General features: G+C 74.2%; 15 protein-coding genes. 7 read left to right on the forward strand and 8 right to left on the reverse strand.

All coding sequences use genetic code 11. From position 1 onward, the window contains the following. Nucleotides 1-111 precede the first annotated feature (111 nt). Both fbaA and J3P32_RS06740 read right to left on the reverse strand, forming a co-directional pair. Nucleotides 112-1,146, reverse strand: a complete 1,035-nt coding sequence (gene fbaA, locus J3P32_RS06735) for a class II fructose-bisphosphate aldolase (RefSeq protein ID WP_210439037.1) — start codon at nucleotides 1,144-1,146, stop codon at nucleotides 112-114. Between the two features lie 126 nt (nucleotides 1,147-1,272). Next, the gene (locus tag J3P32_RS06740; protein WP_246850765.1) at nucleotides 1,273-1,917 is read right to left on the reverse strand and encodes a TrmH family RNA methyltransferase; all 645 of its coding nucleotides are present in this window, start codon (nucleotides 1,915-1,917) and stop codon (nucleotides 1,273-1,275) included. 119 nt (nucleotides 1,918-2,036) lie between these two features. On the opposite strand from J3P32_RS06740, the gene J3P32_RS06745 reads away from it, so the two are divergent. Next, entirely contained in the window at nucleotides 2,037-2,798 is a 762-nt protein-coding gene (locus J3P32_RS06745; protein ID WP_307861604.1) for a DedA family protein, read from the forward strand. 33 nt (nucleotides 2,799-2,831) lie between these two features. Here the strand turns inward: J3P32_RS06745 and pyrE are convergent, their stop codons facing one another. Further along, nucleotides 2,832-3,359, reverse strand: coding sequence for an orotate phosphoribosyltransferase (gene pyrE / locus J3P32_RS06750; RefSeq protein ID WP_210439039.1), 528 nt, complete (start codon nucleotides 3,357-3,359; stop codon nucleotides 2,832-2,834). A gap of 193 nt (nucleotides 3,360-3,552) precedes the next feature. On the opposite strand from pyrE, the gene J3P32_RS06755 reads away from it, so the two are divergent. Then, nucleotides 3,553-4,737, forward strand: coding sequence for a pyridoxal phosphate-dependent aminotransferase (locus tag J3P32_RS06755; RefSeq protein ID WP_210439041.1), 1,185 nt, complete (start codon nucleotides 3,553-3,555; stop codon nucleotides 4,735-4,737). 12 nt (nucleotides 4,738-4,749) lie between these two features. Here the strand turns inward: J3P32_RS06755 and J3P32_RS06760 are convergent, their stop codons facing one another. Together J3P32_RS06760 and J3P32_RS06765 are read right to left on the reverse strand one after the other, a co-directional pair. Continuing rightward, entirely contained in the window at nucleotides 4,750-5,544 is a 795-nt protein-coding gene (locus J3P32_RS06760; protein WP_210439044.1) for a hypothetical protein, read from the reverse strand. Nucleotides 5,545-5,596: 52 nt separating this feature from the next. Then, nucleotides 5,597-6,778 (reverse strand): hypothetical protein, encoded by a 1,182-nt coding sequence (locus J3P32_RS06765; RefSeq protein WP_210439045.1) that lies wholly within the window; start codon nucleotides 6,776-6,778, stop codon nucleotides 5,597-5,599. Nucleotides 6,779-6,922: 144 nt separating this feature from the next. Between J3P32_RS06765 and J3P32_RS06770 the strand changes: the two genes are divergently transcribed. The 4 genes from J3P32_RS06770 to J3P32_RS06785 all read left to right on the forward strand — a co-directional run bounded on the left by J3P32_RS06770 (nucleotide 6,923) and on the right by J3P32_RS06785 (nucleotide 10,352). Continuing rightward, nucleotides 6,923-7,834, forward strand: coding sequence for an ABC transporter ATP-binding protein (locus J3P32_RS06770; protein WP_210439046.1), 912 nt, complete (start codon nucleotides 6,923-6,925; stop codon nucleotides 7,832-7,834). Continuing rightward, nucleotides 7,831-8,730 carry an ABC transporter permease subunit gene (locus tag J3P32_RS06775; protein WP_210439047.1) on the forward strand — a complete coding sequence of 300 codons (900 nt, stop codon included), beginning with the start codon at nucleotides 7,831-7,833 and terminating at the stop codon, nucleotides 8,728-8,730. Before J3P32_RS06770 ends, J3P32_RS06775 begins: the two co-directional genes overlap by 4 nt. A gap of 141 nt (nucleotides 8,731-8,871) precedes the next feature. Further along, a complete protein-coding gene (locus tag J3P32_RS06780) occupies nucleotides 8,872-9,414 on the forward strand; it encodes a cysteine hydrolase family protein (protein WP_210439049.1) in 543 nt (180 codons plus the stop codon). Then, nucleotides 9,411-10,352, forward strand: coding sequence for a PfkB family carbohydrate kinase (locus tag J3P32_RS06785; protein ID WP_210439051.1), 942 nt, complete (start codon nucleotides 9,411-9,413; stop codon nucleotides 10,350-10,352). The genes J3P32_RS06780 and J3P32_RS06785 overlap by 4 nt, the downstream gene beginning before the upstream one ends. Before the next feature lie 10 nt (nucleotides 10,353-10,362). On the opposite strand, the gene J3P32_RS06790 is transcribed toward J3P32_RS06785, so the two are convergent. Further along, on the reverse strand, nucleotides 10,363-11,439 hold the full coding sequence (locus tag J3P32_RS06790) for a YihY/virulence factor BrkB family protein (RefSeq protein ID WP_210439053.1): 1,077 nt from the start codon (nucleotides 11,437-11,439) through the stop codon (nucleotides 10,363-10,365). A 28-nt stretch (nucleotides 11,440-11,467) separates the two neighbouring features. Further along, on the reverse strand, nucleotides 11,468-12,700 hold the full coding sequence (locus J3P32_RS06795) for a cytochrome P450 (RefSeq protein ID WP_210439054.1): 1,233 nt from the start codon (nucleotides 12,698-12,700) through the stop codon (nucleotides 11,468-11,470). A gap of 120 nt (nucleotides 12,701-12,820) precedes the next feature. Here J3P32_RS06795 and J3P32_RS06800 point away from each other — a divergent pair, with 120 nt between their 5' ends. Then, a complete protein-coding gene (locus J3P32_RS06800) occupies nucleotides 12,821-13,411 on the forward strand; it encodes a hypothetical protein (protein WP_210439055.1) in 591 nt (196 codons plus the stop codon). 12 nt (nucleotides 13,412-13,423) lie between these two features. Here J3P32_RS06800 and J3P32_RS06805 read toward each other — a convergent pair whose 3' ends face one another. Beyond that, the gene (locus tag J3P32_RS06805) at nucleotides 13,424-14,356 is read right to left on the reverse strand and encodes an alpha/beta hydrolase (protein WP_210439056.1); all 933 of its coding nucleotides are present in this window, start codon (nucleotides 14,354-14,356) and stop codon (nucleotides 13,424-13,426) included. Between the last annotated feature and the right edge of the window lie 10 nt (nucleotides 14,357-14,366).

The raw sequence follows: 14,366 nt of genomic DNA on the forward strand, positions 1-14,366 counted from the left end.
CGTTACCGGGGAAGCCGGGTGTCGCGCGGTGGCGTTACCCGGGCAGGGGCCAGGCGGGGGCCGGGGGCAGGGACCCGGGGCCGGTCCGGCGGGACGGGAGCCGTACGCCGGTCAGCGGCCGAGCGAGGTACCCGCGGAGCGGAGGTTCTCGCAGGCCTCGACGACGCGCTGCGCCATGCCGGCCTCGGCGGCCTTGCCCCAGGCGCGGGGGTCGTAGGCCTTCTTGTTGCCCACCTCGCCGTCGACCTTGAGGACGCCGTCGTAGTTGCTGAACATGTGCGCCGCGACCGGGCGCGTGAAGGCGTACTGCGTGTCGGTGTCGACGTTCATCTTCACCACGCCGAAGTCGACCGCGTCGCTGATCTCCTGCGCGGTCGAGCCCGACCCGCCGTGGAAGACCAGGTCGAACGGACGGGCGTCGGCGCCGAGGCCGAGCTCGGAGGCGGCGGCCTCCTGGGCGGCCTTGAGGATCTCCGGGCGGAGCTTGACGTTGCCGGGCTTGTAGACGCCGTGCACGTTGCCGAAGGTGAGTGCCGTCATGTAGCGGCCGCGCTCGCCGGCGCCGAGCGCCTTGACCGTCGCGATGGCGTCCTCGGGGGTCGTGTAGAGCTGGTCGTTGATCTCGTTGGCGACGCCGTCCTCCTCGCCGCCCACGACACCGACCTCGATCTCGAGGATGATGTTGGCGGCCGCGCACTTGGCGAGCAGGTCCTCGGCGATCCGCAGGTTCTCCTCCAGCGGCACGGCCGAGCCGTCCCACATGTGCGACTGGAACAGCGGGGCCTCGCCGCGCGCCACGCGCTCGGCGGAGATGTCGAGCAGCGGCCGGACGAAGCCGTCGAGCTTGTCCTGCGGGCAGTGGTCGGTGTGCAGCGCGATGTTGACGGGGTAGTTCTTGGCGACCTCGGCGGCGTACGCGGCGAAGGCGACGGAGCCGGTGACCATGTCCTTCACGCTCGGACCGGACAGGTACTCCGCGCCACCGGTCGAGACCTGGATGATGCCGTCGGAGCCGGCGTCGGCGAAGCCCTTGAGCGCGGCGTTGAGCGTCTGCGAGGACGACACGTTGATGGCCGGGTAGGCGAAGGACTTCGACTTCGCCGCGTCGAGCATCTGCGCGTACACCTCGGGGGTGGCGATGGGCATCGGGAATCTCCTCTGAAGCGGTCAGGCGAGCGCTGCCAACCCTAGTGGCTACCCACCGGTCCGGGACGACGCGGAACGTCGTCTCACGACGTGGCAGCCGACGTGCAGCCGGTGCGGTCGCCGGCGCTAGCCGCGCCAGGCGTCCTCGCCGGTGAGGTCGGCGTGCGCCCGCACCCAGCCGTGCATCGCGATCGCGGCGGCCGAGCTGGCGTTGATCGAGCGGGTCGAGCCGAACTGCGCGATCGAGAACGTGCCGTCGCACACCTCGCGCGCCGCCTCCGACAGGCCCGGTCCCTCCTGGCCGAAGAGGAAGCACACGTCCCGCGGCACCTCGGTCGTCTCGAGGTGCATCGACCCGGGGAGGTTGTCGATGCCCAGGAGCCGCACCGGGGGGTCGAGCGCGTGGAGGTACGCCGCCAGGCTCGCCGGGTCGGGATGGTGGCGCACGTGCTGGTAGCGGTCGGTCACCATCGCGCCGCGGCGGTTCCATCGGCGGTTGCCGACGATGTGCACCTCAGCGGCGAGGAACGCGTTGGCCGTGCGCACGATCGTGCCGATGTTGAAGTCGTGCTGCCAGTTCTCGATGGCGACGTGGAACGCGTGCCGGCGGGTGTCGAGGTCGGCGACGATCGCCTCGAGCGTCCAGTAGCGGTAGCGGTCGACGACGTTGCGGCGGTCGCCCTCGCGCAGCAGGTCGGGGTCCCACTGCCGGCCCTCGGGCCACGGCCCCTGCCACGGGCCGACCCCCACCTCCGGCGGTCCGTGCGGCATCGGGTCGTACGGCGCCCGCTGCTCCTCGTCCCGCGGATCGTGCATGAGAGCACCCTAGGCACCCCCGGCGCGACGGGAGCTGTCGGGAGCCGCCGGGAGCGCTGGCTAGGGTGGCGCCCGTGAGCGCTCCGTGGGTCGACGTCCTCGCCCAAGCACCCCTGCACGCCGTCCAGCCCCTGCTGCTCGGCATCGACTGGATGGACCCCAACTGGCTGCTGGACAGGTTCGGGGCGGAGCTGTTCTGGATCAGCCTGCTGATCGTCTTCGTCGAGTGCGGGCTGTTCTTCCCGATCCTGCCCGGCGACACCCTGCTCTTCGCGCTCGGGCTCTTCATCGCCACCGGCCAGCTCGACCTGTTCCCCGGACCGCCGTTCGCCGAGCTGCTGCTGGCGATGGCGGCGCTGTCCGCGGCGGGGTTCCTCGGCAACGTCGTCGGCTACGAAATCGGCCGCAGGATCGGTCCCCCGCTCTACGAGCGCGACGGCCGCATCATCAAGCGCAAGTACTTCGACCAGACCACGGCGTTCTTCGACCGCCACGGCAGCAAGGCCCTCGTCATCGGCCGCTTCGTCCCCTTCGTGCGCACCTACATCACCGTGGTGGCGGGGGTGACCCGGATGGACCGCCGCCGGTTCTTCGTGTGGAGCCTGGTGGGCGCCGTGCTGTGGGTGCTCTCGATCTGCCTGCTCGGCTACTTCCTCGGCGACGCCTTCCCCCACCTCGGCGAGAGCATCGACAAGCTGATCATCGTCATCGTGGCGTTCTCGCTCGTGCCGATCGTCATCGAGTGGTGGCGGCACAAGCGCACGAACGCGCCCGGCGCGGAGGTGGGGCCGCACGACGGCGGCCCGGACCGGGACATCACCGGCCGCGACCTCTGACGCGGGCCTCCGGGCTCGTACGACGCCCGCGCGTCAGCGGTGGACGGCGTCCAGGTCGGCGCGGGTGAGCACCGAGCGGACCTCCAGGCCGACGTCGGCCAGGGGCTCCTCCCCCGCCGGTGAGCGGTCGATCGCGCAGACGACGACCTCGACCGTGGCGCCGGCTGCCCGCAGCTCACGGGTGGCGTCCCGCACGGCGCCGCCGGTGGTGACCACGTCCTCGATGATCGTGATCCGCCGGCCGGCCACGTCGGGACCCTCGGCCAGCTTGCAGGTGCCGTACTCCTTCGCCGACTTGCGCACGAACAGAGCGGGCAGGCCCGTCTTCGCCGACACCATCGTGGCGATCGGGATGCCGCCGAGCTCGAGGCCCCCGAGCAGCTCGGTGTCCTCGGGCAGCAGGTCCAGCATGCGGGTCGCGACCCGGTCGAGCAGCGCCGGCTGGCTCTCGAAGAGGTACTTGTCGAAGTAGGTGTCCGCGACCTGGCCGGACCTCAGGGTGAACTCCCCGGTCAGGCGGCAGGCCGCGTCGATGTCGCGTGCGAGCGTCTCGTCAACCACGACCGCAGCCTAGTCACGGCCCGCGCCGGCGCGCGTCAGCGTCCGGCGCGCTCGCGCGAGACCAGGTGCCCGAAGGTGACGAGCCGGTCGTCGGTGCGGAACAGCTCCCAGCCAGCGCGCCTTCGGGGTGTCGGCCATGCCTGCAGGGTGCAGCCCGCTGACCCGGACGGCCCTCCCGACTAGCCTCGACGGCATGCCCGCGACCGTCCCGCTGTCCGCCCGCCTGGCCCACGTCCCGCCCACCGTCTTCAGCGAGATGTCGGCCCTCGCGGTGCGCACCGGCGCGCTCAACCTCGGCCAGGGCTTCCCCGACGTCGACGGCCCCCCGTCGGTCATCGCGGCGGCGGTGGAGGCGCTCGAGGCGGGCGCCAACCAGTACGCCCCCGGCATCGGCGTGCCGGCGCTCCGGGAGGCCGTCGCGCGGCACCAGCAGCGCCACTACGGCCTCGCCGTGGACCCCGACCGCGAGGTCGTGGTGACCACCGGCTGCACCGAGGCGGTCGCCGCGGCCCTCCTCGCGCTGGTCGACCCCGGCGACGAGGTGGTCGTGCTCGAGCCCTACTACGACTCCTACGTCGCGATGCTGGAGATGTGCGGCGCCGTACGCCGCCCGGTGACGCTGCGGGCGCCGCACTTCCGGCCCGACCTCGACGAGCTCCGGGCGGCCGTCGGCGACCGCACCCGCGCGATCCTGCTCAACTCCCCGCACAACCCCACCGGCACGGTGCTGAATCGCGACGAGCTGCAAGTGGTCGCCGACCTCGCGACCGAGCACGACGTCCTCGTGATCACCGACGAGGTCTACGAGCACCTGGTCTTCGACGACGCCCGCTCCGCCGAGGGCCACGTGCCGATCGCCACGCTGCCCGGCATGTGGGACCGCACGCTGACGCTGTCGAGCGCCGGCAAGTCGTACTCCTTCACGGGCTGGAAGGTCGGCTGGGCCACCGGCCCCGCGCCGCTGGTGCAGGCGGTCCTCGCGGCCAAGCAGTGGCTCACCTTCACCTCCGGGTCCCCGCTCCAGCCCGCCGTCGCGCACGCGCTCGACCACGAGCCCGACTGGCCGCGGGCGCTGGCCCGGGACCTGCAGGTCCGGCGCGACCTGCTCTGCGAGGGCCTCACCGCCGCCGGGCTCGTGCCGCGCGTGCCGGAGGGCACCTACTTCGCCACCACCGACGTCAGCCACCTGGGCTGGGCCGACGGCCGTGAGCTGTGCCTGGCCCTGCCCGAGCGCGCCGGGGTCGTCGCGATCCCGGTCCAGGGGTTCTACGACGACCCGCACGAGGGCAGGCAGCTGGTGCGGTGGGCCTTCTGCAAGGAGCCCGACGTCATCCGCGAGGGCGTGCGCCGGCTGGCCGCGGCCGACCTGCACCCCTGACGGACCGCCCGGTCAGCGCCCCGAGCCCTCGGGGCCGTCGCCGCCCGAGGGCGGCCGGCCGTACGGGTCCTGGCCGTAGGGGTTGTCCCGCCCGTAGGGGTTGTCCTGGCCGTACGGGTCGGGCGAGGCGTCGGAGCCGGTGGCCCCGCTGCCGTGGTGGCCGGTGCCCGGGTGCTGCTGGCCCTGGTACGCCGGCACCCCGCCGGAGGCGGGTCCCCTGAACCAGTCGCCGGCGCCGCCGACGAAGAGCAGCACGATCACCGCCAAGGCGGCCACGAGCGGCACGACCGAGATGCCGCTGGCGATGCCGATGAGCGAGAAGAGCGCCGTCACGGCGCTCGAGATGACGAGCAGCACACGGGCGACGTTGGACCGGCGCAGCACGAAGACCGCGAGCACGAGGGCGATCAGCGCCCAGATCGCGAAGGCCACGAGCACCGCCACGATCACGCCGGCCAGGGACTCGGCGTCGACGTCGAGCTCGGAGGCGCCCACGCCGTTGCGCATCTCCTCCTCGAAGGCGGTGACGAAGTCCTCGCGGGCGACCACGAAGACGACGGCCACCAGGGCGAAGAGGATCGCGGTCAGCGCCGAGAAGACGATGGTGATCCACGCCGCCGCGGTGACCGTGCCGGGGCGCCGGTCACCGGCGGGCTGCTGTCCGTAGGCCTGCTGGCCGTAGGTGGGCGGCTGGCCGTAGGAGGGCGGCTGCCCGTAGGGGCTCTGGCCGCCGGTGGGCGGGACGCCGTAGGGGTCGGACTGGCCGTAGGGCCGGTGCGTCGGGCCGGGCTGCTCCTGGTCGCTCATGGCTACATCTCACCACGCCGGCCCACGGCCCGGCCCGCGTCGCGGCCGCGGCTCAGCGCGCGTCGAGGGCGAACCAGCGGCGTACGTCGCCGCGCCGCAGGCACACCACCGTCGCGACGGCCGCCGCGGCCGGGACGAGCACGATGGGCGCCGTCAGCACGAGCACGAAGCAGGTGCCGGCGCTGAAGGCCGCGCTGGCCATCAGTCCCCGCCGCGCCCACTCGCGCCGGGCCATCGCGAAGCCGGCGAGCACCAGCGCGACGGCGCACCAGACGATGAAGGCGCCGGAGACGGCGACGACCACCGCGCGCACCTCCTGTAGCGTCATGCCGTCCTCGACCAGCTGCGGCTGCTCCTGCTCCAGCACGCTCATCAAGAAGTCGGGCGACAGCCCGGCGATCGCCAGCCAGAGCAGGGACATCGCGAGCAGCCCCCCGGCGGTGACGACCGTGATCACGAAGGCGGCGACCAGCGCACCGGGACGCGCCTGCGGACGCGCGGGCTGGTGCCAGGGGGCCGCCGCGCCCTGGGCGTGCCCGGGAGGGTACGGCTGGCCGTAGGGCGAGGTCGACGCGTGGGGCGCGACCGGTCCCTGCGCCGGCGCGCCCGGCTGCCCGGGTCGGCCCGGCTCCCCCGACGGCTCCGGCTCGCCGAACGGGCGCGAGGCCGGCGGCGGGGTCGTCGGCCCCTGCGGGGCGTCCTGCGCCGGCCGGGCCCAGGGGTCCGGGGGGCTCGCCGGGTCCGCCGGCGGCGCACTCCTGCCCGCCCCGCGGCCCCGTCCGGCGGCGGGGTCGGGCGGGGTCCACCTGCCGGTGGCGAACCACTCGCGGGCGGGCTGCAGCCAGAGCATCGCGGCGCCGGCCGCGACGAAGGAGCCGGCGAGGCCCCCCGCGGCCATGCCGGTGACGAAGACCGGGACGGCGAAGAGCGTCAGTCCCAGCCGGGCGGCGCGGTCCGGCCTGCGGGCGTACCACCCGAGGATGGCGGTCGCGCACGCGCACGCCGCGGCGACCATGCACATGACCCGGATCAGGTCGGTCGTGGCGTTGACGGTGAGGTCGAGGGAGGAGAACGGCGCCTCGGCCAGCGCGTCGCGGACCGCCTCCTGCGTCTCGAGCGAGCCGAGCGTGGTCACCCGCTCCCAGACGGACAGCAGCACCACCACCGACGACAGCACGACGATGCCCACCGCCAGGGTGACCTGGGGTGGACGCTGGCTGGTCGGCTGGCTCACGCGCCCATTGTCCCAAGGTCGTCCCAACGGCCCGCGCGGGCACCCCCGAGCACCGGCTGCGGGGTTCCTCGGGGTCGACCTCAGGGGCCGGCGGGGCCCTGTCCCCGATGCGCCGGCGCCTGCCCGGCCGGGACGCTGGGACGCATGATCAGCGTCGAGCACCTCACCAAGCAGTACGGCTCCTTCACAGCCGTCGACAACGTCTCCTTCACGGCCGCGACCGGTCGGGTCACCGGCTTCCTCGGTCCCAACGGCGCCGGCAAGTCCACCACCATGCGCATCATGGTCGGCCTCACCCGCCCCGGCTCGGGCCGCGTGACCATCACCGGCCGCGACTACCGCGAGCTCGTCAACCCCGGCCTGGAGGTCGGCGTGCTGCTGGACGCCTCGGCCCAGCACGCCGGGCGCACCGGCCGCGAGATCCTCGCGATCGCGGCGCAGACGATGGGCCTGCCCAAGAGCCGCGTCGCGGAGACCCTGGCCCGGGTCGGCCTCACCGAGTCCGAGGCCGAGCGCCGCGTGCGCAACTACTCCCTCGGCATGCGCCAGCGCCTCGGCATCGCCACCGCCCTCATCGGCGACCCGCAGGTGCTGATCCTCGACGAGCCCGCCAACGGCCTCGACCCGGCCGGCATCCGGTGGATGCGCGACCTGCTCCGCGGCTTCGCCGACGAGGGCGGCACCGTCCTGCTGTCCTCCCACCTGCTGCACGAGATCGAGGTGATCGCCGACGACATCGTGGTGATCGGCCAGGGCCGCATCGTGGCGCAGGGCAGCAAGACCGAGCTGCTCGCCGCCGCCGGCACGCTGGTGCGCACCGCCGACGTCGACCGCCTCGCCCGCGCCCTCCACGAGGCCGCGGTCGTCACCACCCCCGTCGACGGCGGCCTGCGCGTCGACGCGGACCCCGAGCTCGTGGGCGCGACGGCCCAGCGCGCCGGCGTCGTCCTCCGCGAGCTGCGGCCCGCCGACGGCGCCGGCCTCGAGGAGATGTTCCTCGAGCTCACCGCCCAGACCTCCCGCGACGAGACCGCCCCCGAAGGAGCAGCAGCATGAGCACCAGCACGAGCACCGCCACCCGCACCCCCGACCACACCGCCGGCCACACCGCCGGCCACACCGCCGGCCACACCGCCGGCCCGCACCCCGCCCCGGGCGTCGCGCGGGCGAGCGCCGGGGCACCCCGCCCGGCGCGCGCCGTACGCCCCATCCCGACCACCCGCCTCGTCGGGGTCGAGCTGCGCAAGATGTTCGACACCCGCGCGGGCTTCTGGTTGATGGCCAGCGTGGGCATCGTCGCGGTGCTCGCGTCGGCGGCGGTCATCCTGTGGGCGCCCGACGAGGCGATCACCCTCGAGACCTTCGCGTCGGCGATGGGCATGCCCCTGTCGGTCGTGCTGCCGATCATCGCGATCCTGTCGGTCACCAGCGAGTACAGCCAGCGCACCGGCCTCACGACGTTCACGCTCGTCCCGTGGCGCGGCCGCGTGGTCGCCGCCAAGCTCGTCGTCGCCGTCGCCATCGGCGTGGCCGGCATGGCGCTCGCGCTGGCCGTCGGCGTCGTCGGCAACCTCCTCGCCTCGGCCGTCACCGGGCTCGACCCGGTCTGGGACGTCTCCGCCCTCGAGTTCGGGCGCATCGTCCTGGCCAACGTGCTCGGCATGCTGATCGGCTTCACCCTCGGCGTGCTGTTCCGCAGCTCGGCCGGCGCCGTGGTCGGCTACTTCGTCTACTCGCTGGTGCTGCCCGGTGCCTTCGCCGCCCTGGCTGCGTTCCAAGAGTGGTTCCGCGACCTCCAGCCGTGGGTCGACGTCAACTACGCCATCACGGGCCTGTTCAACGACACCGTGACCGCCGAGCAGTGGCAGCACCTCGGCGTGACCACCCTCGTGTGGCTCTGGATCCCGCTGGCCCTCGGCCTGCGCGCGGTCCTCCGTGCCGAGGTGAAGTAGCCGCTTCCCTCGTGCCCACCAGCGGCCGCCGGTCGGGGGACCGGCGGCCGCTGCCTGCCGTGGCGGGGGGCGGGCGCCCGCGTGCGGGTGGCCGCCGCAGGGCTGCGCACCCGACCCGCGGCTTCTGACAGGGTGGTCGCCATGCACCCCGACGCCTGGCTGGTCGTCATCGACCCGCAGCGGATCTTCGCCGATCCCGCCAGCCCCTGGGGCTCGCCGATGTTCCCCGCGGTCGTCGAGCCCGTACGACGCCTCGCCGCCGCGGCGGCCGAGCGCACCGTGGTGACGCGCTGGGTGCCGTCGGCGGAGCCGGAGGGCAGCTGGCAGGCGTACCTCGACGCATGGCCGTTCGCGCAGGTGCCGGAGGACGACCCGCTGCTCGAGGTGGTGCCGGAGCTGCATGACCTCACCGACACCGTCGTCTCGCTGCCGACCTTCGGCAAGTGGAGCGAGGAGCTGCAGGCGGTGACCGGCCCGACGCCGCACCTCGTGCTGGCGGGCGTGTCGACCGACTGCTGCGTGATCTCCACGGCACTGGCGGCTGCGGACGCCGGGGCCACGATCACCCTGGTCACCGACGCGTGCGCGGGGTCGACCCCCGAGAACCAGCGGGCCGCCCTGGACGTGATGGCGCTCTACCCGCCGCAGATCACCCTGGCCACCAGCGAGGACGTGCTGCGGTGAGCCGGGTGGTCCACACCGGCCAGGCCCTGGTCGACGTGGTGGTCGAGGTGCCCGACCTGCCCGCCCGCGGCCAGAACGTGATGGCGTCCTCGGCCACCGACTACGCCGGCGGGGCGGTGACCGTGCTGGTCGCCGCGGCGCGCTTCGGCGCGGACTGCGTGCACGCGGGAGCCGTCGGCACCGGACCGCACGGCGACCTGGTCCGCTCCGTCCTGGCCGCCGAGGGGATCGCCGCCTCCGCGGCCCCGGTGCCGGGGCTCGACACCGGCATCTGCGTCGTCATGGTCGAGCCGAGCGCCGAGCGCACCTTCGTCACCACGCTCGGGGCCGAGCGCCGGATCTCCGTCGCCTCGTTGGCGACGTCGGTCCCGCAGCCGGGAGACCTGGTCTGCGTCACCGGCTTCTCGCTCGCCCTCGCGAGCACCCGCGACCCGCTGCTGGCCTGGCTGCCGCAGCTGCACCCGGACGTGGTCGTCGTGCTCGACCCCGGCGCCGCCTTCGCCGGTCTGCCGGACGACGTGCGCCGCGAGATGCTCGAGGTGACCGACGTGTGGTCGAGCAACGCCGAGGAGGCCGAGGACCTCCTGCGCGTCACGGGCCGCACGCCGCCGGCGGGTCTGGCCGACCTCACCACCGCGGTGGCGCCGCTGCTGCGCGGCGACGCGGTCGCCGTGGTGCGCGACGGACCGCAGGGGTGCGCCGTGCGCGTCGCCGGCGCGACGACGTACGTCCCAGGGTTCCCGCAGACGCCGGTGGACACCAACGGCGCGGGCGACACCCACACCGGCGCGCTGCTGGCGGAGGTCGCCGCCGGCACGCCCTGGGTGGAGGGCTGCCGCCGCGCGAACGCCGCGGCGGCGATCAAGGTCACCCGCCGCGGCCCGGAGTCCGCGCCGACGGTGGCGGAGGTCGACGCGTTCCTCGCGGCGGCGGGCTGACCGCCGCTCGTCAGGACTCCTTGCCGCGCGACGCGCGCAGCCGCCGTCCCCGCTCGATGTCCTCCTGCTCCTTCGCCGCCGCCTTGTCGGACTTGCGCGTGTCGCGCGGCGGGAGCTGGAGCTCCTCCTCGGCAGCAATGCCGGCCTGCAGCTGCCGGCCGCGCTCGAGCTCGGCGTCGAGCTCCGCCCCGAACAGCAGGGCGAGGTTGGTGATCCACAGCCACAGCAGGAAGGCGATGACACCGGCCAGCGAGCCGTAGGTCCTGTTGTAGTTCGAGAAGTTCGCGACGTAGAAGCCGAAGGCCGCCGAGGCGATGACCCACACGATGATCGCGGCCAGGGCGCCCACGCTGATCCAGCGGAACTTCGGCTGCTTGACGTTCGGGGTGGCGTAGTAGAGCAGGGCCACGATGAGCACCACCACGGCCAGCAGCACCGGCCACTTCGCGATGTTGAACACGGTCACCGCGGTGTCCCCCAGCCCGATAGCCCTGCCGACGGCCTCGGCGGCCGGACCGGTGAGGACCAGGCCGACGGCGACCACCGCGGCGAGCAGCACGGTGACGAGCGTGATGAGCAGCATGACGGGACGCAGCTTCCAGACCGGTCGCCCCTCCTCGATCTCGTACACGCGGTTCATGCCGCGGCTGAAGGCGTTGACGTAGCCGGACGCCGACCAGAGGGCGGTCGCCAGGCCGATGACCAGCGCGAGGCCGGCGCCCTGGCTGCCCGCCAGCTGGGTGAGGGTCGGCTCGAGGGTGTCGGCGGCCGAGGACGCGCCGATGTCGCGCAGGATCTGCAGCAGCGTGTCGACGGTCTGCTGCTGCTGCCCGACGAGGCCGACGAGCGACAGCAGGGCGATCATGCCGGGGAACAGGGCGAGGACGGCGTAGTAGGTGAGCGCCGCGGCGAGGTCGGTGCACTGGTCGTCCAGGAACTCGCGCAGGGTCTTGCGCAGGGAGTAGCCCCAGGTCGGCTTGCGCAGGTCGTCGGGCGAGTCGGGCTTGCCGGCGTCCTCCGGGTCGGGGGCCGAGCGGTCGCGCTGGGCACTGTCGGATGCGGGCTCGTCCTGTCCTCGGTGCGTCATGCGTTCTCAGTGCCCGGGGCCGTCCGCGTCATGCGCTCCGGGCGACGGCCACGTCGACCGGCGTGAGCCGCACCCGGTCGCTCCCGTCGGGGAGGGTCGGCATGCGCGCGGCGTCGATCCGGACGCCCGGGAAGTGCGCGTCGAAGCCCGCGAGCACGCGCGTCGTCTCGCTCAGCAGCCGCAGGGTCAGTGACTCGCCCGGGCACCGGTGACCCGAGGGGTGCCCGCCGCCCTGCGGCACGAGCTCGAAGGCCAGCGGCGCCGGGACGGTGCCGTGGTCGAGGAAGCGGTCGGCCACGAACCGGTGCGGCTCGGGCCACCGCGACGGGTGGTGGTCGATGCCGATGACGTCGAGCAGCAGCCGGTTGCCCCGGCGCACGCGGACGCCCGACACCGTCGCCCCGCGGAGAGCCGTGGCCGTCAGGACCGGCACGAAGGGCGAGGTCCGGCGCACCTCTTGTGCGAACGCGAAGCGCTGCCGGTCGCCGGTGGCGGAGCGGAGCACGGCGCGCTGCTGCGGCGTGGTCGCGGCCAGCGCCACGGCCACGAAGGTGCCGAGCCAGCTGACGGCGACCGTCGGCCGGAGCACGTTGAGCAGCTCCACCCCGGCCGTGCGGGCGTCGAGGTCGCTGTCGGCGAACGCGCGCACCGCGGTCCCGGGCGGCGCGTCGATGCGCCCCCGCCGGGCGTCCGAGACGACCCCGCGCGCCCAGCGCTCGGCCCAGCGCCGTCCCCGCCAGCCCCGGACGTAGGCCCGGCCGGCGAAGCCGAAGCCGTCCACGATCTCGGACAGGCGCCGGCTCACCAGGTCCGCCTCCCGGCGGGGCAGGTCGAGGCCCGCCCAGCGCAGAACCGCCGAGCCGTAGACCGACACGAGCTCGCGGTGGAGGTCGGCCTCCCGGCCGGCCCAGCCGGCCGATCGCGTCACCAGCGCGCCGCGGACCTCGTCGAGGAGGAGGTCGAACCCGGCCGGGTCGAGGACGTCGAGGAAGAGCCGCTTGCGGTCGCGGTGCGGGGTGCCGTCCATCCCGTGCACGGCGCCCCGGCCGAACAGCAGCCAGGCGAGGGGCGGCGGGATGGCACGGGCGCGCCGGGCCAGCGACTCGTCGTAGAAGGCCCGCGCCCCCTCGGGCTCACCGAGGACCACCGTCCGGCGGCCGAGGAGCCGCGAGACGTAGGTGTCCCCGCCGCTGCGGGCGGCACGGTCGCGGGCGACCGCGGTGTAGCCGTGGCGGGCGAGGAGGAGTCCGAGGTCGGTCACCACCACCGGTGCCCGAGGCGGCGCCGAGCATGTGCGGAACGGCGGCCAACCTGAGGTGCGCCGGAGGTCGAGGCCCGTGAAACCCACCGCGGACCTCGAAGCACGCCGTAGGCTGCCGCCATGCCGCAGTCGCGTTCGCCGGAGTCAAGCGACGCCGACCCTCTTCCCGTCGTGGTCCACCTCAACGCGCGGGTACAGCCGGCGCACCGCGGTGAGATCTACGAGGAGCCGCTGCAGGCGGCGTTCGACCGCTACGTGCCGGGCTGCGAGGTCGTGGGCGGCGGCTCCGAGCTCGACCCGACCGACGGCGCGAGGTCCTGCGACATCGAGGTCGAGCTCCGCGGCGACCGCGACCGGGCGCTGACCGTCCTCGTCACGGCCCTCGAGCACTTCGGCGCACCGGTCGGCTCGTCGTACGCCGTCGACGAGGACGCACCGGTCCCGTTCGGCCGCACCCACGGTGTCGCCCTGTCGCTCGACGGGACGTCCCTGCCCACGGACGTCTACGCGACCAACGACGTCAACGAGCTCATCGACGGACTCGCCGCCGAGCTCGGAGACTCCGCGACCCTTCAGTCGTGGTGGGAGGGCCCGGAGCGCACCAGCCTCTACTTCTACGGCGAGGACCCCGCCCGCATCAGGGCGGTCCTCGAAGCGGCGCCGGAGCGGTGGCCGCTCGCTGAGCGCAGCCGCGTCGAGGACCTCACCTGACGCTTGCGGGCCTCAGCGCACGCGCTCGAGCAGCCGGGCGAAGCGCCGGTGCACGTCGAGGGTGGCCGCAGCGGCCGCCGCGCTGACGTGGCCCTGGTCCAGGAACCCGTGGATCATGCCGTCGTGGCGCACCGCGTCGACATGCACGCCGGCGGCGGCCAGCGCGGCGGCGTACGCCTCGCCCTCGTCGCGCAGGACGTCGCACTCGGCGGTCGCGACGACCGCCGGCGGCAGCCCCGCGAGGTCGCCGTGGAGCGGCGAGTGGCGCCAGTCGCCGGGGACCGGCTCCTCGCCGGAGAAGTAGAGGCCGTTGACGTGCTCGAGCATCGACCGCGACAGCAGGTGCCCGGTGCCGAACTCGTCCTTCGACGGGTGCTCGCCGAGCATGTCGGTGGCCGGGTAGACCAGGAGCTGGGCGGCGATCGGCACCTCGCCCCGCAGCTCCTGGGTGGCGATGGCGGCGAGGTTGCCGCCCGCCGAGTCGCCCGCGACCGCGAGGACGTCCGAGCCGCCGTAGGACCGCAGCCGCCGGGCGATCCAGCGCACCGCGCGTCCCGCGTCGTGCGTCGCGGCGGGCCACGGGTGCTCGGGGGCGAGCCGGTAGTCGACGCTGACGACGACGGCGCCGGTGTCGCGCACCAGGCGCCGCACGACCTGGTCGTGCGTGTCCAGGTCGCCGCGGAACCAGCCTCCGCCGTGGAAGTACACGACGGTGGGGACGGGACCGACCCGGCCCGTCGGCCGGTAGACGCGGACCGGCAGGTCCTCGTCGACGACGTCGTCGGCCACCGCGCCGACCGGTACGACGTCCTCCGGGCGCACGCCGTCGACGCGCAGCGCGCGCATGCCGGCGCGCGCCTCGGCGACCGTCTGCTCGGCCACCGGTCGGCCGCGCTGCCGCTCGACCTCGTCGATGAAGGCGGCGAGGTCCGGGTCGAGGGGCATCCTCAGCGTC

The sequence above is a fragment of the Nocardioides xinjiangensis genome, assembly GCF_017916385.1.
Taxonomy (GTDB): Bacteria; Actinomycetota; Actinomycetes; order Propionibacteriales; family Nocardioidaceae; genus Nocardioides; species Nocardioides xinjiangensis.